16 protein-coding genes are annotated in these 17,814 nt (G+C 63.2%); 14 read left to right on the top strand and 2 right to left on the bottom strand.

What is annotated here, in order from left to right:
- Positions 1–20: 20 nt before the first annotated feature.
- Positions 21–2,597, bottom strand: coding sequence for a [protein-PII] uridylyltransferase (locus ACHAC9_RS03170; RefSeq protein ID WP_435757046.1), 2,577 nt, complete (start codon positions 2,595–2,597; stop codon positions 21–23).
- A 9-nt stretch (positions 2,598–2,606) separates the two neighbouring features.
- Positions 2,607–3,431 carry a type I methionyl aminopeptidase gene (map, locus tag ACHAC9_RS03165; protein ID WP_435757044.1) on the bottom strand — a complete coding sequence of 275 codons (825 nt, stop codon included), beginning with the start codon at positions 3,429–3,431 and terminating at the stop codon, positions 2,607–2,609.
- Between the two features lie 328 nt (positions 3,432–3,759).
- Here map and rpsB point away from each other — a divergent pair, with 328 nt between their 5' ends.
- The 14 genes from rpsB (at position 3,760) to lpxB (ending at position 17,804) form a co-directional block, all read left to right on the top strand.
- Complete coding sequence (rpsB, locus tag ACHAC9_RS03160) at positions 3,760–4,512, top strand: 30S ribosomal protein S2 (protein ID WP_435757042.1); 753 nt, start codon at positions 3,760–3,762, stop codon at positions 4,510–4,512.
- Between the two features lie 147 nt (positions 4,513–4,659).
- Positions 4,660–5,568, top strand: coding sequence for a translation elongation factor Ts (gene tsf, locus ACHAC9_RS03155; protein WP_435757040.1), 909 nt, complete (start codon positions 4,660–4,662; stop codon positions 5,566–5,568).
- A 190-nt stretch (positions 5,569–5,758) separates the two neighbouring features.
- On the top strand, positions 5,759–6,475 hold the full coding sequence (gene pyrH / locus ACHAC9_RS03150) for a UMP kinase (protein ID WP_435757038.1): 717 nt from the start codon (positions 5,759–5,761) through the stop codon (positions 6,473–6,475).
- A gap of 39 nt (positions 6,476–6,514) precedes the next feature.
- The gene (frr, locus tag ACHAC9_RS03145) at positions 6,515–7,075 is read left to right on the top strand and encodes a ribosome recycling factor (protein WP_435757036.1); all 561 of its coding nucleotides are present in this window, start codon (positions 6,515–6,517) and stop codon (positions 7,073–7,075) included.
- 143 nt (positions 7,076–7,218) lie between these two features.
- A complete protein-coding gene (gene uppS / locus ACHAC9_RS03140) occupies positions 7,219–7,977 on the top strand; it encodes a polyprenyl diphosphate synthase (RefSeq protein WP_435757034.1) in 759 nt (252 codons plus the stop codon).
- Positions 7,977–8,810, top strand: a complete 834-nt coding sequence (locus ACHAC9_RS03135; protein WP_435757032.1) for a phosphatidate cytidylyltransferase — start codon at positions 7,977–7,979, stop codon at positions 8,808–8,810. The genes uppS and ACHAC9_RS03135 overlap by 1 nt, the downstream gene beginning before the upstream one ends.
- 11 nt (positions 8,811–8,821) lie before the next feature.
- Entirely contained in the window at positions 8,822–10,006 is a 1,185-nt protein-coding gene (gene ispC / locus ACHAC9_RS03130) for a 1-deoxy-D-xylulose-5-phosphate reductoisomerase (RefSeq protein WP_435757030.1), read from the top strand.
- On the top strand, positions 10,003–11,340 hold the full coding sequence (gene rseP / locus ACHAC9_RS03125) for an RIP metalloprotease RseP (protein WP_435757028.1): 1,338 nt from the start codon (positions 10,003–10,005) through the stop codon (positions 11,338–11,340). The genes ispC and rseP overlap by 4 nt, the downstream gene beginning before the upstream one ends.
- A gap of 73 nt (positions 11,341–11,413) precedes the next feature.
- Entirely contained in the window at positions 11,414–13,771 is a 2,358-nt protein-coding gene (gene bamA, locus ACHAC9_RS03120) for an outer membrane protein assembly factor BamA (RefSeq protein ID WP_435757026.1), read from the top strand.
- A 40-nt stretch (positions 13,772–13,811) separates the two neighbouring features.
- On the top strand, positions 13,812–14,330 hold the full coding sequence (locus ACHAC9_RS03115) for an OmpH family outer membrane protein (protein ID WP_435757024.1): 519 nt from the start codon (positions 13,812–13,814) through the stop codon (positions 14,328–14,330).
- A gap of 1 nt (position 14,331) precedes the next feature.
- On the top strand, positions 14,332–15,405 hold the full coding sequence (gene lpxD / locus ACHAC9_RS03110; protein WP_435757022.1) for a UDP-3-O-(3-hydroxymyristoyl)glucosamine N-acyltransferase: 1,074 nt from the start codon (positions 14,332–14,334) through the stop codon (positions 15,403–15,405).
- Positions 15,402–15,881 (top strand): 3-hydroxyacyl-ACP dehydratase FabZ, encoded by a 480-nt coding sequence (gene fabZ / locus ACHAC9_RS03105; RefSeq protein ID WP_435757020.1) that lies wholly within the window; start codon positions 15,402–15,404, stop codon positions 15,879–15,881. Before lpxD ends, fabZ begins: the two co-directional genes overlap by 4 nt.
- Positions 15,881–16,669, top strand: a complete 789-nt coding sequence (lpxA, locus tag ACHAC9_RS03100; RefSeq protein ID WP_435757018.1) for an acyl-ACP--UDP-N-acetylglucosamine O-acyltransferase — start codon at positions 15,881–15,883, stop codon at positions 16,667–16,669. Before fabZ ends, lpxA begins: the two co-directional genes overlap by 1 nt.
- A complete protein-coding gene (lpxB, locus tag ACHAC9_RS03095; RefSeq protein WP_435757016.1) occupies positions 16,653–17,804 on the top strand; it encodes a lipid-A-disaccharide synthase in 1,152 nt (383 codons plus the stop codon). The genes lpxA and lpxB overlap by 17 nt, the downstream gene beginning before the upstream one ends.
- The last annotated feature ends 10 nt before the right edge of the window (positions 17,805–17,814 follow it).

Genomic DNA, 17,814 nt, shown 5'->3' with positions numbered 1-17,814 from the left:
GCTGTATCAGATCGTCTGATTCAGATCGCCAGCGCGTCGAGCAGCTCGGTTTCCAGCTGCACCAGCACGCGCGGGTTGTTCAAATTCGGGCCGTCGACGAGGAACACGTCCTCGACGCGCTCGCCGAGCGTCATGATTTTCGCGGTGTGCACGTTGATGCGGTAGCGCGTGAGCACGTTCGCGATCGTGTACAGCAAACCGGTGCGGTCGTTCGCCGCGATCGAGAGCAGGTACTGGCCGCGCTCGTCCGGGCGCAGTTCCACGCTCGGGGCGACCGGGAAGTGGCGCGACAGGCGCGACAAACGCCCGCGCGTGGGCGGCGGCAGCGGAGCGTTCGATACCAACAGCTGGCACAGCTCGTGCTCGATCAGGCTGATGATGTCGCGGTAGTTCTGCGCGAAGTTTTCCTCGGTGACGAGGAAGGTGTCGAGCGCATAGCCGTCGCGCGTGGTGTGGATCTTGGCATCGAGGATGCTGAAATTCTTGCGGTCGAAATAGCTGCAGATGCGCGCGAACAGGTCGGGCTGGTCCTTCACGTACACCGCCACCTGCAAGCCTTCGCCGACCGGCGCCAGGCGGCTTTTCACGACCGGGCGCGCGCTGTTTAACTTGTCGTGCAGGCTGCGCGTCTGCCAGGCGATGTCGGAGGCATCGTGGCGCAGGAAGTAGACCACGTCTAACTGGTTCCAAAGTGCCTCGTGGGCGTCGGCGGGCAGGCCGAACAGGCGCAGCGTGGCGATCGCCTCCTGCTGGCGCATCCGCAGTTCGCGGTCGGCCGAATGCGGCTCGCCACCGAGCACGCGCAGGGTGATGCGGTACAGATCTTCCAGCAGCTTCGCCTTCCAGGCATTCCACACCTTGGGGCTGGTGCCGCGGATGTCGGCCACCGTCAGCAAATACAGGGCGGTGAGGTGGCGCTCGTCCTTCACCACGGCGGCAAAGGCCTGGACCACGTCGGGGTCCGACAGGTCCTGTTTTTGCGCGACCTGCGACATCGTCAGGTGCTGCTCGACCAGGAACACCACCAGCTCGGTGTCTGTCTCCGACATACCGTGATCCGTGCAGAATTCGAAGGCATCGACGCCTCCGAGTTCGGAGTGATCGCCCCCGCGTCCCTTGGCGATGTCGTGGAACAGGGCGGCCACGTACAGCAGCCAGCGGTCGCGGAAGTTGGCGACCAGGCCGCTGCAGAACGGGTATTCGTGCGCGTGCTCGGCCATCGTGAAGCGGCGCAGGTTACGCACTACCATCATGATGTGCTGGTCGACGGTGTACACGTGGAACAGGTCGTGCTGCATCTGGCCGACGATATTGCGGAAGTTCGGCAGGTAGCGTCCCAGCACGCCGAAGTCGTTCATGCGCCGCAGCGCGTGCACCAGGCCGACCGGGGCCTTCAGGATGCGCAGGAAGTTGGCGCGGTTGCCCGGGTCGGCGCGATACGCGTCGTCGATCAGGTTGCGCGCATGCCAGAGTGCGCGCGTGGTGCGCGCCGTCATGCCCTTGATCTCGGGGCGCTCGGTCATGGCGACGAAAATGGCGAGAATGGCGGAGGGCGTCGTTTCGAAGGTGTCGTCGTGCGCGATGTCGATCAGGCCGTCGACCTTGTTGAAGCAGGCATTGATCGGCAGCGGCAGCTTTGGCGTCGGGAACAGGCGCGCTTCGATATTTTGCAGCAGGATCGTGTTCAACTGGGTGACCGTTTTCGCCGCCCAGTAGTAGCGCTGCATCAGGTATTCGCTGGCGCGGCGCGCACCGGGACCGGGCGGATCCGACACCAGTCCGAACGATTCGGCGATCGCCGTCTGCACGTCGAACAGCAGGCGGTCTTCGCGCCGGCCGGTCTGCAGGTGCAGGCGCACGCGGATGTCCTTGAAGGCGCGCTCCTTTTCCATCAGCTGGCGCGCTTCGTCTTGCGTGATCAACTCGCGCGTGGCGAGCTGGCCCCAGGAATTGGCAAGATCGGCCGCTTTCGCCACCCACAGGATCACCTGCAGGTCGCGCAGCGCGCCCGGGCTTTCCTTGCAGTTGGGCTCGAGCGCGAAGGCGGTGTACTCATACTTGGCGTGGCGCAGGCGCATCTCGGCCGTCTTGGCCTGGAAGAAGGCTTGCGGGTCGAGTGCATCCTGATAGCGTTCCTGCAGCTGCTCGAACAGTGCCGCGTCGCCCGTGACCAGCCGCGCCTCCAACAGGCTCGTTTGCACCGTGATATCGGCGCTTGACTCGAGCAGGCACTCGTCGACCGTGCGGATGCTATGTCCGATCTCCAGGCCCAGGTCCCACAGCAGCTGCACCAGGCCCTCGAGCTTGGCCTGGGTGATCGCATCGGGACGGGCGCCCAGCAGGATCAGGAAGTCGACATCGGAATGCGGGAACAGCTCGCCGCGGCCGTAGCCGCCCACGCCGACCAGCGCCGTATTGGCGGGCAGGCGCGCCGCCACCCAGGCATCGGCGAGTATGTCGTCGACGCACTGGCGCAGCCCGCGTAACAGTTTTTCCGGTTTGCCGTCCTCGCGGAAGGCCGCGAACAGGACTTGGCGCTCGGCCTTGAGCCGGCTTTTCAGCTCGGGCCGGGCTTCGTTGAGGGCGGCGGCGGACATCGTTCGCTCTCAGGCCGGGACGGCGTCTTGCTTGAGCACGATGCCTGGGGGCGGCGGGGTGCCGTTTGACGTCGTCAGCACTTCGTAGCCGGTCTCGGTCACCAGGATCATGTGTTCCCATTGCGCGGACATGCTGCGGTCGCGGGTCTTGATGGTCCAGCCGTCCGGCATTTCCTTGATCTCGCGGCGGCCGGCGTTGATCATCGGCTCGATCGTGAAGATCATGCCCGGCTCGAGTTTGTCGAGCGTGCCCGGTTTGCCGTAGTGAAGGACCTGCGGCTCTTCGTGGAACACGCGGCCGATGCCGTGGCCGCAGAATTCGCGCACCACGCTATAGCCGTTCTTCTCGGCGTGTTGCTGGATGGCATGACCGATGTCGCCCAGATAGCCGCCTGGTTTGACTTTCGAGATGCCCAGCCACATGCATTCATAGGTCACTTCCGACAGGCGGCGTGCCAGGATCGACGGCTCGCCGATCAGGAACATGCGGCTGTTGTCGCCATGGAAGCCGTCCTTCGTGATGATGGTGACATCGATGTTCAGGGCGTCACCGCTTTTCAGGACCTTGTCGCCCGGGATGCCGTGGCAGATGACGTCGTTGATCGAGGTGCACACCGCCTTCGGGAAGGGCGGGTAGCCAGGCGGCGCATAGTTCAGCGGTGCCGGCACCGTGCCTTGCACGTCCGTCATGTAGGCGTGGCACAGGCGGTCGAGTTCGCCGGTGGTGACGCCCACCTTCACAAAAGGCGTGATGTAGTCGAGCACTTCCGCGCCGAGGCGTCCGGCAAGGCGCATGCCTTCGATTTCTTCAGGGGTCTTGATGGAGATGGACATAAGGGTCAGTATCGGTTCGATGTTGGGCTGGCGCGGCAGGAAGGCGGCGTTGCCATGATCATCTCATTATAAGGGATAGCCACGGCCCCTGCCGAGAGCCTGGCCGGGGGGGCGATATCGCCGCCAATGGCCGCGCCCGCATCGTTCCCCTTGAAAAAACGGTCGAATCCCGCTAGAATCTCGGGTTGCTTGGGCTCTGGTCCGGCAATGTTGCTCAGTTGTTCATTTAAGTAGCCTATTTTATTTATTCAAATCCGCGAAGTCGGCCGCCAAGGGTGCCCCAAAGGGTGACTGGCCGATGTTCAAGAATTTAACCCTGGAGAATTACATGTCCGTTACTATGCGCGAAATGCTGGAAGCCGGTATTCACTTCGGCCACCAGACCCGTTTCTGGAATCCAAAGATGGCACCGTTCATCTTCGGTCATCGCAACAAGATCCACATCATCAACCTGGAAAAGACCATGGCGATGTATCAGGATGCGATGAAGACCATCAAGCAGATCTCGGCCAACCGCGGCACCATCCTGATGGTCGGCACCAAGCGCCAGGCGCGTGACCTCATCGCCGCTGAAGCCCAGCGCGCTGGTGTTCCTTACGTCGACCAGCGTTGGCTCGGCGGCATGCTGACCAACTTCAAGACCATCAAGACCTCGATCAAGCGCCTGAAGGACATGGAAGCCCAGATCGAAGACGGTTCGGTCGAGAAGCTGTCGAAAAAAGAAGGCCTGATGTTTGAACGCGAAATGATCAAGCTGCAAAAATCGATCGGCGGCATCAAGGACATGGGCGGCGTTCCTGACGCAATCTTCGTCGTCGACGTCGGCTACCACAAGGGTGCCATCACCGAAGCCGGCAAGCTGGGCATCCCGGTCATCGGCATCGTCGATACCAACCACTCGCCAGAAGGCGTCACCCACGTGATCCCTGGTAACGATGACTCGTCGAAAGCCATCGCCCTGTACGCACGCGGCGTGGCCGATGCGATCCTGGAAGGCCGTGCCAACGCCACCAACGAAGTTGCCGAGATGGTCAAGGCAGCCGGCGGCGACGAATTCGTCGAAGTCTCCGAGCAGGCATAAATTGCAGGCGGGCCTGAGCGCCTGCCATTGCACAGAAGGGGTGCCGAGCCGTGGCTGAGCACCCCTTTTTTTAAGTACAAGATTCAGTATTACATCTCGTGCAAATGCCCTGGCGTTTGTACCAATGAACACATTTAGGAGAAAAACATGGCAGCGATTACTGCAGCGATGGTTGGTGAACTGCGCGCGAAGACCGATGCGCCGATGATGGAATGCAAGAAAGCCCTGACCGAAGCCGAAGGCGACATGGGCCGTGCCGAAGAGATCCTGCGCGTCAAGCTGGGCGGCAAGGCATCGAAGGCGTCCGCGCGTGTCACCGCTGAAGGCGTGGTTGCAAGCTTCATCTCCGGCAACATCGGCGCGCTGGTCGAAATCAACAGCGAAACCGACTTCGTCGCCAAGAACGACGACTTCCTGGCCATGGCCAACCTGGCAGCCAAGCTGGTCGCCGAGCAGAATCCTGCCGACGTCGCCGCCCTGTCCGAGCTCGACGTCGGTGGTCAGACCTTCGACGCGCTGCGTTCGGCGCTGATCGGTAAAATCGGTGAAAATATGACCGTGCGCCGCTTCCAGCGTTTCGAGACCACCGGCAAGCTCGCTTCCTACCTGCACGGCACCCGTATCGGCGTCATGGTCGACTACGAAGGTGCTGACGAGCAAGTTGGTAAAGATGTCGCGATGCACATCGCCGCCATGAAGCCGGTCGCCCTGTCGTCGGACGGCGTGCCAGCTGAACTGATCGAGAAAGAGCGTTCGGTTGCCCAGCTGAAGGCCCAGGAAGATGCGGACGCAGCTGTTGCCGCAGGCAAGCCTGCCCAGTCGCCGGAAATCCTGGCCAAGCGCCTTGAAGGTTCGGTCCAGAAGTATCTGAAAGAAGTGTCGCTGCTGAACCAGATGTTCGTGAAGAACGACAAGCAGTCGATCGAGCAAATGCTGAAAGCCGCCAGCACCACGGTGAAGGGCTTCACGATGTACGTCGTGGGCGAGGGCATCGAGAAGAAGGTCGACGACTTCGCAGCAGAAGTCGCAGCACAGATGGCTGCTAACAAGCAGTAATGTGAAAGCGGGCCGAGAGGCCCGTTTTTTTGCCCGCACGGCTTGGCGCCCGGGGCAGGGTACACGCCACAACGCGTCCGAGCGTGCGCGCCAGTTTCGCCGCCATCTGTACATTTGCAGATGAGGCTCCAGGCCATGAGCCTGCGGCCGGAATCGAATTCGAATCAAACACATAGGAGAGCGCTTCATCATGACAAAACCAGCCTACCAACGAGTCCTGCTTAAACTGTCTGGCGAAGCACTGATGGGCGACGATCAATTCGGCATCAACCGCGTCACCATCGACCGCATGGTCGCCGACATCGCCGAAGTGTCCAAGCTGGGCGTCGAGCTGGCGGTCGTGATTGGCGGCGGCAACATCTTCCGCGGCGTCGCGCCGGGTGCGCAGGGCATGGACCGCGCCACCGCCGACTACATGGGCATGCTGGCCACGGTCATGAACGCACTGGCCCTGGCGGATGCGATGCGCCATGTCGGCATCACCGCGCGCGTGATGTCGGCCATCGGCATCGACCAGGTGGTCGAGCCGTACGTACGCCCGAAAGCGCTGCAATACCTGGAAGAAGGCAAGGTCGTCGTCTTCGCCGCCGGCACCGGCAACCCGTTCTTCACCACCGACACCGCCGCTGCCCTGCGCGGCGCCGAAGTGGGTGCGCAAATCGTCCTGAAGGCCACCAAGGTCGATGGCGTCTACACTGCCGATCCGCAGAAAGATCCGAGCGCCACCCGTTACGAGACGATCTCGTTCGACGAGGCGATCTCGAAGCAGCTGCAGGTGATGGACGCCACCGCGTTCGCGCTCTGCCGTGACCAGAAACTCCCGATCAAGGTGTTTTCGATCGTCAAGCCAGGCGCCCTCAGGCGCGTGATCATGGGCGAAGACGAAGGTACACTGGTGCACGTTTAACAACACGAACTACTCAATACTGAATAACAGGAGAGCAGCATGTCCTTAGCTGACGTAAAAAAGAATGCGCAAGAGCGCATGACCAAGTCGATCGAGACCCTGCGTGCCGATCTGGCCAAGGTCCGTACCGGCCGCGCGCACACCGGCATCCTCGACCACATCATGGTCGACTACTACGGTTCGGCGACGCCACTGACCGGCGTGGCGAACGTCACCCTGATCGATGCGCGCACCATCGGCGTCCAGCCGTGGGAAAAGAAGCTGCTGAGCACCATCGAAAAGGCGATCCGCGATTCCGACCTCGGCCTGAACCCATCGTCGATGGGCGAAATGATCCGCGTGCCGACCCCGCCGCTGACCGAAGAGCGCCGTAAAGAGATGGTCAAGCTGTGCAAGTCGGAAGCCGAAGACGCGAAGATTGCCGTGCGCAATATTCGCCGCGACGCCAACGAACAGCTGAAAAAAATGGTGAAGGACAAGACGGCATCGGAAGACGACGAGCGCCGCTCCTCGGACGAAATCCAGAAGCTGACCGACAAGTTCGTCATGGACATCGACAAGCTCGTCGCCGAAAAGGAAAAAGAAGTCCTGACCGTGTAAGATGCGCTGCTCTGTACCAGAAAGTAAGCAGAAGTAACGACACGCAGTACGCGGACCATTGCCGGGCACAATCGGGCAGGGTCCGCTTATTTCCCCATTTTTACCCGCTTTCCTACCGTACGCGCCATGATGGCAAACGATTTATGATCTTTAAGAGTTCGACGACTGTAGTTCCCGATGTGCCGAAGGTTCCGCGTCATATCGCCGTCATTATGGACGGCAATGGCCGCTGGGCCACGAAGCGCTTGCTGCCGCGTGTCGCGGGGCATGTCAAAGGCGTGGAAGCGGTGCGCGGCGTGGTCGAAGCCTGCGTGCTGCGCGGGGTCGAATACCTGACCCTGTTTGCCTTCTCGTCGGAAAACTGGCGGCGTCCGGAAGAGGAAGTGTCGCTGCTGATGCGCCTGTTCGTCAGCGCGCTCGAGCGTGAAGTCTCGAAAATGCACGCGAATAACATCCGCTTGAAAGTCGTGGGCGACCTGTCGCGCTTCGACGCCAAGCTGCGCGAGATGATCGCCAACGCCGAGCGCCGCACGGCGGGCAACACGCGCCTGACGGTGTCGGTCTGCGCCAACTACGGCGGGCGCTGGGACATCATGCAGGCCACCAGCAAGATGGTCGCAAGCAACCCCGGCGTGAGCGAGTACACCGAAGACATGCTGGCGCCGCACCTGGCGATGGCGTATGCGCCGGAACCTGATTTGTTCATCCGCACCGGCGGGGAAGAGCGGATCTCGAACTTCCTGCTGTGGCAACTGGCCTATTCCGAGCTGTATTTCACCGACACCTATTGGCCGGATTTCTCGGTCGAGTCGCTGGACGCGGCGATCGCGTCTTACCAACACCGGGAGCGTCGTTTCGGACGCACCGGCGAACAAGTAGCCAATAAAACCCACCAAGCCTGATGCTCAAAACCCGGATCCTCACCGCGCTCCTGTTGCTGGCAGTGCTGCTGCCAGTGCTGTATTCGAATAACTTCACGGCGTTCGCGGTGGTGGTGACCGCGTTTTTCGGTGCCTCGGTCTGGGAAACCTTCCGCCTGTTTAATCCGAAGTCGAACAAGGCGGTCATCGTCGCCGTGTTCTGGACCGCGGCCTTTGCCTGGACCTTCTTTTTCAGCGCCAACGGCGCGGGCCAGAGCTTCTGGTTCGTCATTAGCGTGCTGGTCTGGGTCTTGCGCTTCGTGCCGAGCCTCAAGACTGGCTTGCCGCCGCTCGACAGCGTCGGCAATACCCTGCTCAGCCTGACCTATGCGGTGTCCCTGGTCGGCTGTTTCGCGGCGATCGTCGCCCTGTACGCCTACTCGCCGCTGTACCTGCTGTCGGTGCTGGTGATCGTCTGGTGCGCCGACATCTTCGCCTATTTTTCCGGTAAAGCCTTCGGCAAGCGTAAGCTGGCACCATCGATCTCCCCGGGCAAATCCTGGGAAGGCGCGATCGGCGGCGGCATTGCCGTGCTGGTACTGTCCACGCTCGCCATCGTGCTGGCCGGCGAACAGCTGGCCGGTACGTTCCCGATACGCGTCCAGGCCAGCCTCGGCTGGGCTGCGACCTTCCTCGTCCTGATCCTGATCGTCGCCGCCAGTGTCGTCGGCGACCTCTTCGAATCCCAGCTCAAGCGCCGCGCCGCCATGAAAGACAGCAGCAACCTGTTGCCGGGTCACGGCGGGGTGCTCGACCGGATCGACGCGCTGGTCCCGGTCCTGCCCCTGGCGGCACTGATCGGCGCCTGGCTGTAAGGAGTTTTAACATGCAACGCATTACCATCCTGGGCGCCACCGGCTCGATCGGCGTCTCGACCCTCGACGTGCTCGCGCGTCATCCCGCGCAATACCAGGTCTACGCGCTCTCCGCGCACAGTCGCGTCGAGGAACTGGCTGCCCAGTGCCGCCAGTTTCGCCCCCAACGCGCAGTGGTCGGCACGCCTGAAGCCGCAAGCGAACTGGCGCGCCTGCTGAACGGCCTGGCCGTCGACGTGTCGTATGGCGAAGCGGCCTTGTGCGAGATTGCTTCCAGCGCCGACACCGACACCGTGATGGCCGCCATTGTCGGCGCCGCCGGCCTGGCCCCGACCCTGGCCGCCGCGCGCGCCGGCAAGAAGATCCTGCTGGCGAACAAGGAAGCGCTCGTCATGTCCGGCCAGCTGTTCATGGACGCCGTGCGCGAGCACAAGGCGACCTTGCTGCCGATCGACAGCGAACACAATGCCATCTTCCAGTCACTGCCGGGCGACTACGCACGCACGCCGGGTGCGTCGGGCGTGGCGAAGATCCTGCTCACCGCCTCCGGTGGCCCGTTCCTGAACCGCGCCGTCGAAACGCTCGAGAACGTTACGCCGGCCGAGGCCTGCAAGCATCCGAACTGGTCGATGGGCCGCAAGATCTCGGTCGACTCGGCCACGATGATGAACAAGGGCCTGGAAGTGATCGAGGCGCACTGGCTGTTCGGTGCGGCAGCAAGCCTGATCGAGGTCGTGATCCACCCGCAAAGCGTGATCCACTCGATGGTGTCGTATGTCGACGGCTCGGTGTTGGCACAGCTGGGCAACCCCGACATGAGGACGCCCATCGCGCACGCGCTGGCCTACCCGGAGCGGATCGATTCCGGCGTGGCCCAGCTCGATCTGACCACCATGGGCGCGCTCCAATTCCATCAGCCCGATTACATGCGCTTCCCCTGCCTGGCGCTGGCTTTCGACGCCTTGCGCGCCGGCGGCACGGCCCCAGCCCTGCTGAACGCGGCCAACGAAATCGCGGTCGAAGCTTTTCTCGGCGAGCGCATCGGTTTTCGCGACATCGACCGCGTCGTGCGCCGCGTGATGGATGAAAATGAACATGGCGCCGCCCACGACATCGATGCCGTGATGGCCCAGGATGCGCGCGCCCGCGTTGCCGCCTCGACCATCGTCGCCGCCATCGCCAGGGGTTCATCATGAGCTTCCTCTACACCGCCGTCGCCTTCCTGCTGGCGCTGGGTCCGCTCATCATTTTCCACGAGCTCGGCCACTACTGGGTGGCACGCGCGTGCGGCGTAAAAGTGCTGCGCTTCTCGGTCGGCATGGGCAAGGTCGTGTGGTCGCGCCGCTTCGGCCGTGACCAGACCGAATGGGCCATCTCGGCGCTGCCGCTGGGTGGCTATGTACAGTTTCTCGACAGCCGCGATCCCGAGACGGCGCCGAAAGATGAAAAAGACCGTGGGCGCGATTTCGTGCGCCAGAGCGTCTGGAAACGCATCGCCATCGTGGCGGCCGGGCCGATCGCCAACTTCCTGCTGGCCATCGCGCTGTTCGCGGCACTGTTCATGCATGGCCTTGAAGAACCCGGAACCAAACTGCGCCCGATGGCATCGAACACGCCCGCGTATGCCGCCGGCCTGCGCGGCGGCGACAGCATCGTCGCCGTGAACGGCGAACCGGTGGCCGGCTGGTCCGACCTGCGCTGGCAGGTCACGCACATGGCGGTCGACAAGGTCGATGCCAGGTTCGAGGTGCGCGCCGCCAACGGCAGCCAGTACGCGGCCACGATTCCGGCCAGCGCGATGAAGGAGCCAGGTCCCGAGAGCGATGCGATGGCCGCGCTTGGCCTGGATGTCTGGATCGGCATGCCACTGGTCGAGAATGCGGTCGATGGCGGGGCCGGCGCACGCGCGGGCTTGCGCAAGGGCGATACTGTGCTGGGCGCCGACGGCAAGCCGTTCGCGCATGCCGCCGACTTCGTGCAGGCGGTGCGCGCCGCACCGGGACGCACGCTGCAGCTGCAGGTGCGGCGCGGCGAACAGACGCTCACGCTGCCGCTCACGCCCGCCAGGGACGCAAAAGGGCAGGGCCTGGCAAGCGTGCAGCTGGCGCCGGCGATCGAGCGCGTGACGGTGCAATCCGGCCCGGTCGACGCGCTCGTGAAAGGCGCGCGCCGTACCTGGGAGATGACGCTGCTGACCTTCAAGATGATCGGCAAGATCGTCACGGGCCAGGCTTCGCTGAAGAATATCACCGGTCCGATCGCGATCGCGGACTACGCCGGACAGACCGCACGCATGGGACTGGCGACCTTTTTAGGCTTCATCGCGGTCGTCAGCGTGAGCCTTGGCGTAATGAATCTGTTACCAATACCAGTGCTCGATGGTGGCCATTTGCTGTATTATTCGCTGGAAGTTTTGACCGGGCGCCCCCTGCCCGAGCGAGTCCACGCACTCGCACAGCGCGCCGGGGTGGCCCTGCTGTTCATGCTGATGGCGCTCGCCATCTTCAATGACCTGTCGCAGCGGCTCTAGCGAATCGACCGACAGCGCGCCACCGGTAAACAAGAATATGTATGTTGTCCAATGACTGACCATTGATTAGCCAATGAAATCACAACCAGATCGTATTGCCCTGCCGTTCATTCGCCGCAGCCTGATCGGCGCGGCCGTGCTGGCCCTGTGCGCTTCTCCTGCGCTCGCCGTCACTCCGTTCGTCGTCAAGGACATCCGCATCGAAGGCATCCAGCGTACCGAAGCCGGGACCGTGTTCAGCTACCTGCCGGTGCGCGTGGGCGAGACCTTCGACGACGACAAAAGTGTCGCCGCGATCAAGGCCCTGTACGCGACCGGCTTCTTCAAGGACATCCGCCTCGAGGAAGAAAAGGGCGTGCTGGTGGTGCTGGTCGAAGAGCGTCCGGCCATTAACACGGTCGACTTCACCGGCACCAAGGAATTCGAGAAGGACATGCTGGTCAAGGCGCTGAAAGACATCGGCGTCGGCGAAGCCAAGATCTACGACAAGGCCGCGGTCGACCGCGCCGAGCAGGAACTCAAGCGCCAGTATCTGTCGCATGGCCTGTACGGCGTGAAGATCACGACCACCATCACCCCGATCGAGCGCAACCGCGTGAACGTCATGTTCAACGTGGACGAAGGCGAGATGGCGCGCATCCGCCAGATCAACATCGTCGGCAACAAGGCCTTCTCGGACAAGGAACTGCGCGAGGTACTGCAGCTGTCCACCTCCGGCTGGCTGACCTGGTACTCGAAAGCCGACCAGTACTCGAAGACCAAGCTGACCGGCGACCTGGAAGCGATCAAGTCCTTCTACCTGGACCGCGGCTACCTGGAAGCGACGGTCGAATCGACCCAGGTGTCGATCACGCCGGACAAGAAGGACATCTACCTGACGGTCAACATCACCGAGGGCGAGAAGTACACCGTCTCGAGCGTCAAGCTCGAGGGCGAGACTTTTGGCCGCGAGGAAGAGCTGCGCCAGCTGATCGTCCTGCAACCGGGCAAGGCGTATTCGGGCGCGCTGCAGGAAGCCTCGAGCAAGCGCATCGCCGCGCGCCTGGGCACCTTCGGCTATGCGTTCGCGAACGTGAGCGCCGACCCGCAGATCAACCGCGAGAAGCGCGAAGTGGCCTTCACCTTCGTCGTCGATCCGGGCAAGCGCGCCTACGTGCGCCACCTGAACATCGCCGGCAATACCGTCACCCGCGACGAAGTGATCCGGCGCGAATTCCGCCAGTTCGAAAGCAGCTGGTACGACGGTGACAAGGTCAAGCTCTCGCGCGACCGCGTCGACCGTCTCGGCTACTTCAAGGAAGTGAAGGTCGATACGCCGGAGTCGCCGGGCACCAGCGACCAGGTCGATATCAACCTGACGGTCGAGGAAAAGCCGACCGGTAACTTCATGGTCGGCGGCTCGTTCTCGCAGGCCGAGAAATTCACCTTCACGGCCTCGGTCCAGCAGGCCAACTTCGCCGGCAGCGGCCAGACCGTCGGCATCGACCTGAACACCTCGAAGTACAGCCGCACCATCGCGCTGTCGAACACGAATCCGTATTTCACCGACGACGGCGTCTCGCGCGCCTTCCAGGTCTACCTGCGCACGACCCGTCCACCGCTGGAAAACATCGGTTCGTACACCGTGCGCCAGACCGGCGGCAACATGACTTTCGGCGTGCCGTTCTCCGAGACCGATACCGTCTACTTCGGCGCCGGCCTGGAACGCACCACGCTGCAGACCGACAGTACTTCGCCGGCTCTGTACCGCAATTTCGTGGCCCAGAACGGCGGCCCGAGCAATGCAGCCGATCCGTCGACCTTCGGTATCGGCACCGGCAAGAGCATCTCGATCCCGCTGACCGTGGCCTGGGGCCGCGACAGCCGCGACAGCGCGCTCACGCCGAGCATCGGCCGCTACCAGCGCGCCAACTTCGAGATCGACGCGATCGGCGACGCGAAATACTACCGCGTCGTCTACGAGCAGCAGTGGTACCGTCCCGTGACGTCCTGGATGACCCTGGCCCTGCGCGGCGAACTCGATTACGGCAAGGGCATCGGCAGCAGCGCGTATCCGGTGTTTAAAAACTTCTACGCCGGCGGCATCGGTTCGGTGCGCGGCTACGAGAGCTCGACACTGGGCGTGGTCGACCCGACCTACGGCGACGCCATCGGCGGCTCCAAGCGCGTCATCGGCAGCGCCGAGTTGCAGTTCCCGTTCCCGGGCAATTCCAAGGACCGCAGCCTGCGCTGGTTCACCTTTATCGATGGCGGCCAGGTGTACCAGGAGAAGTCGAAGATCCTGCTGGGCGAGCTGCGTTACTCGGGCGGTATCGGCCTGTCCTGGATTTCACCGGTCGGTCCGCTTCGCTTGAGTTATGCTAAGCCCCTGAACGCCAAACCGGGCGACCAGCAAGAGCGCTTCCAGTTCCAGATGGGCACGGGCTTCTGACCCGCGCCCCTCGGCTTTTACCTTTTCATCGCGGAGAACAATGTTGAAAAATCCGATAGCCTCGCTGCCACGACTGATGGTGCTGGCAGCCCTGTGCGCCTGCGCGCCGCTGGCCGGGGCGCAGTCGGCGCCGAGCCGCATTGGCTTCGTGGTCACCGAGCGCCTGATGACCGAATCGAAAATGGCCAAGGCGGCCGACGCCAAGATCCAGGCCGAATTTTCGAAGCGCCAGAAGACGACCGAGGAAATGCTGGCCAAGTTCAAGCAGATGAGCGAGAAGTTCGACACCGACGCGCCGCGCCTGACCGACATCGAGCGCACCCGCCGTGCGCGCGAACTGTTCGACATGGAAAAAGACGTGCAGCGCATGCAGCGCGAGTTCACCGAAGACCTCATGCAGCGCAAGAGCGAAGAGCGCGCCGCGATCGCCACCAAGGCCTACAAGCTGATCGAGCAGATCGCCGAGCAGGAAAAGCTCGACGCCGTGCTGCAGGAAGCCGCATGGTCGAGCCCGCGCATCGACATCACCGACAGGATCCTGAAACTGCTGGACAAGTAACTTGGAACATCGCGAACACTCCCAGCCGGGCGTACGCCTCGGCGACCTGGTCGAGCGTTTCGGCGGCCAGCTGACGGGCGATCCCGGCCTCACCGTTGCGTCTATTGCGCCGCTCGACAGCGCCGGTCCCACCCAGATCAGCTTCCTCTCCAACAGCAAGCTGCGCGCGCTGGCAGCGCAAAGCGAAGCCGCGGCCCTGATCCTCTCGCCGCTGGACGACCCGTCGGTCGCCGCCACCTATACGGGCGCGCGCATCGTCACCACCAACCCCTACGCCTGGTTTGCCCGCGCCGCGCAGTATTTCGTGTCGCTGGAAGAAGCCGCACCCGCCCCGGGCATCCACCCGAGCGCGGTCGTCGATCCGTCGGCGCAGATCGATGCGTCGGCCCATATCGGGCCCCATGTGACGGTCGAAGCGGGCGTCATTGTCAAAGCCGGCGCCGTCATCGATCACGGCTGCTTCATCGGCAGACAGGCCGTGGTCGGCGAGGGCACGCACTTCTTTGCGAACGTCACCTTCCACCGCGCATGCGTCATCGGCGCGCGCGGCATCGTCCACTCGGGCGCGGTGATCGGCGGCGACGGCTTCGGCTTTGCCAATGATGCGGGGGTGTACATCAAGATTCCCCAGACCGGCCGCGTGGTGATCGGCGACGACGTCGACATCGGCTCGAACACGTCGATCGACCGCGGCGCGCTGGCCGACACGGTCATCGAAGACGGCGTCAAGCTGGACAACCAGATCCAGATCGGCCACAACTGCCACATCGGCAAGCATACGGCGATGGCCGGCTGCGTCGGCGTTGCCGGCAGCGCGAAGATCGGCAGCCGCTGCACCTTCGGCGGCGCCGCGATGGTGCTCGGGCACCTCGAGATCGCCGACAACGTGCACATCTCGTCGGGCAGCATGGTCTCGCGCTCGGTGCTGGAACCGGGCCAGTACACGGGCTTTTATCCGCTCGCGAAAAACGCGGAATGGGAGAAGTCGGCGGCGATCGTGCGCAACCTGAATACGATGCGCGACAAGATCCGCGCCTTAGAGAAAACAATGAAAGCGATCACAGAACCAAAATGACCACCAACACCGAAAAACGCACCCTCAACATCAACGAAATCAAGGAATACCTGCCGCACCGCTATCCGCTGCTGCTGGTCGATCGCGTGCTCGACGTCGAAGTGGGCAAGCGCATCACCGCCATCAAGAACGTGACCGTCAACGAAGAGTTCTTCAACGGCCACTTCCCGCACAAGCCGGTCATGCCGGGCGTCCTGATGATCGAGGCGATGGCGCAAACTGCTGCCATCCTGTCGTTCATGACGATGGACGTGAAGCCGGACGAGAACTCGGTCGTGTATTTCGTGGGCATCGACAACGCGCGCTTCAAACGTCCGGTCGAGCCGGGAGACCAGCTGGTCATGGACGTCGAGATCGTGCGCGTCTCGCGCGGCATCTGGAAGTACAAGGCGACCGCCAGCGTCGACGGCAAGATCGCCGTCGAGGGCGACCTGATGTGCACGATCCGCGCCAACGAGAGCGCAGCGGGGCAGTAATGAGCAAGATTCATTCGACCGCGATCGTCGATCCGAAGGCTGAACTCGACAGCTCGGTCGAAGTCGGCCCGTATTCGATCGTCGGCGCGCACGTGCGCATCGATGCCGGCACCGTGGTCGGTCCGCACGTTGTCATCGACGGCCATACGACGATCGGCAAGGACAACAAGTTCTTCCAGTTCTGCTCCATCGGCGCGCCGCCCCAGGACAAGAAGTGGAAGGGCGAGCCGACCCGCCTGCAAATCGGCGACGGCAACACGGTGCGCGAGTTCGTCACCTTCAACCTGGGCACCGCACAGGATGAAGGCGTGACGCGCCTGGGCGACGACAACTGGATTTCGGCCTACGTGCACCTGGCGCACGATTGCCAGGTCGGCAGCCACACGATCTTCTCGAACAACGCGCAGTTGGCAGGCCACGTGCATGTGGGCGACCATGCGATCCTGTCCGGCTACGCCGGTGTGCACCAGTTCTGCAAGATCGGCGCGCACGCCTTTATCGGCATGTACACCAGCCTGACGCAGGATGTGCCGCCGTTCGTGCTGGTGTCGGGTAATCCGGCCGGCGCACGCGGCGTGAACATCGAGGGCCTCAAGCGCCGCGGCTTCACGCGCGCGCAAATCGACGGCATCCGCGCCGCCTACAAGCACATTTATCGCTCGAACCTGACGCTGGAAGAAGCCAAGGCCGCCCTGGCGCGCGAAGAAGAAGCGATGCCGGAAGCGGCACTCGACATCCGCGCCATGCGCGACTTCCTGGGCGCCGCCACCCGTGGCATCGTCCGCTGATATTTCCCTGGCCCTGGTCGCCGGCGAGGTGTCCGGCGACATGCTCGCCGCACGGCTGCTGGCCGGGCTGCGCCCCCATCTCCCTGACGCGCGTTTCCACGGCATCGGCGGTCCGCGCATGATGGAGCAGGGTTTCGTGTCGGACGTCCCGATCGAGACCCTGACCGTACGCGGCATCTTCGAGATCATCCCGCGCTACCGCGAGATCAAGGGTATCCAGAACCGCCTGCGCGACCGTTTGCTGGAAGAACGCCCGGCCGCCTTCATCGGCGCCGACTATCCGGGCTTTAACCTCGGGCTGGAAGAACAGCTGAGGGCAAGCGGGATCCCGACCGTGCACTTTATCGGCCCGCAGATCTGGGCCTGGCGCGGCGGGCGCATCAAGAAGATCCAGCGCGCGGTGTCGCACATGCTGGTGATTTTCCCGTTCGAAGAGCAGATCTACAAGAATGCCGGCGTGCCGGTGACGTATATCGGCCATCCGCTGGCGGAAACGATCCCGCTGGTGCCGGACGTGGCGGCGGCACGCGCCGCGCTGGGCATTGCGCCGGGTGCGCGCGTCGTCACCGTCATGCCGGGCAGCCGCATGGGCGAACTGAAATACCTGGCCGAGCCCTTCGTACGCGCGGCAGGCCTGCTTGCCGCACGCGATCCGGGCTTGATCTTCGTGGTGCCGGTGGCGGGAGAGAAGCAGCGCGCCTACTTCAACGAGATCGTGGCGCAGGCGGGACTGGGCGGCATCGATGTGACACTGGTCGACGATTCGCACACCGCCATTGCGGCCGCCGACGCCGTGCTGGTAGCATCGGGCACGGCGACGCTGGAGGTGGCGCTGTTCAAGAAGCCGATGGTGATCGCCTACAAGGTCATGCGCGCATCCTGGGAAATCATGCGCCACATGGGCTACCAGCCCTGGATTGGTTTGCCGAACATCCTGGCGCGCGAATTCCTGGTGCCGGAACTGCTGCAGCACGCGGTGACGCCCGAGGCGCTGGCTGATGCCGTCTGGCAGCAGTTGAACGATACGCCCCTGCGCGATAAGCTGGCGGCACGCTTCACCGACATGCACCACAGCCTCCTGCGCAACAGTGCCCAGGAGAGTGCGCAGGCCGTCCTGCGGGTCATCGGTCAATAACGAGTAAAGC

The organism is Massilia sp. CMS3.1, from assembly GCF_051262535.1.
Lineage (GTDB): Bacteria > Pseudomonadota > Gammaproteobacteria > Burkholderiales > Burkholderiaceae_D > Telluria.
The sequence above is the reverse complement of the archived record's forward strand: the minus strand, read 5'-3'. Positions and strand labels throughout refer to the sequence as shown.

Coding starts and splice junctions, on each gene's coding strand:
- ACHAC9_RS03170 (WP_435757046.1), bottom strand. CDS start 2,597: ATGTCCGCCGCCGCCCTCAACGAAGCCCGGCCCGAGCTGAAAAGCCGG.
- map (WP_435757044.1), bottom strand. CDS start 3,431: ATGTCCATCTCCATCAAGACCCCTGAAGAAATCGAAGGCATGCGCCTT.
- rpsB (WP_435757042.1), top strand. CDS start 3,760: ATGTCCGTTACTATGCGCGAAATGCTGGAAGCCGGTATTCACTTCGGC.
- tsf (WP_435757040.1), top strand. CDS start 4,660: ATGGCAGCGATTACTGCAGCGATGGTTGGTGAACTGCGCGCGAAGACC.
- pyrH (WP_435757038.1), top strand. CDS start 5,759: ATGACAAAACCAGCCTACCAACGAGTCCTGCTTAAACTGTCTGGCGAA.
- frr (WP_435757036.1), top strand. CDS start 6,515: ATGTCCTTAGCTGACGTAAAAAAGAATGCGCAAGAGCGCATGACCAAG.
- uppS (WP_435757034.1), top strand. CDS start 7,219: ATGATCTTTAAGAGTTCGACGACTGTAGTTCCCGATGTGCCGAAGGTT.
- ACHAC9_RS03135 (WP_435757032.1), top strand. CDS start 7,977: ATGCTCAAAACCCGGATCCTCACCGCGCTCCTGTTGCTGGCAGTGCTG.
- ispC (WP_435757030.1), top strand. CDS start 8,822: ATGCAACGCATTACCATCCTGGGCGCCACCGGCTCGATCGGCGTCTCG.
- rseP (WP_435757028.1), top strand. CDS start 10,003: ATGAGCTTCCTCTACACCGCCGTCGCCTTCCTGCTGGCGCTGGGTCCG.
- bamA (WP_435757026.1), top strand. CDS start 11,414: ATGAAATCACAACCAGATCGTATTGCCCTGCCGTTCATTCGCCGCAGC.
- ACHAC9_RS03115 (WP_435757024.1), top strand. CDS start 13,812: ATGTTGAAAAATCCGATAGCCTCGCTGCCACGACTGATGGTGCTGGCA.
- fabZ (WP_435757020.1), top strand. CDS start 15,402: ATGACCACCAACACCGAAAAACGCACCCTCAACATCAACGAAATCAAG.
- lpxA (WP_435757018.1), top strand. CDS start 15,881: ATGAGCAAGATTCATTCGACCGCGATCGTCGATCCGAAGGCTGAACTC.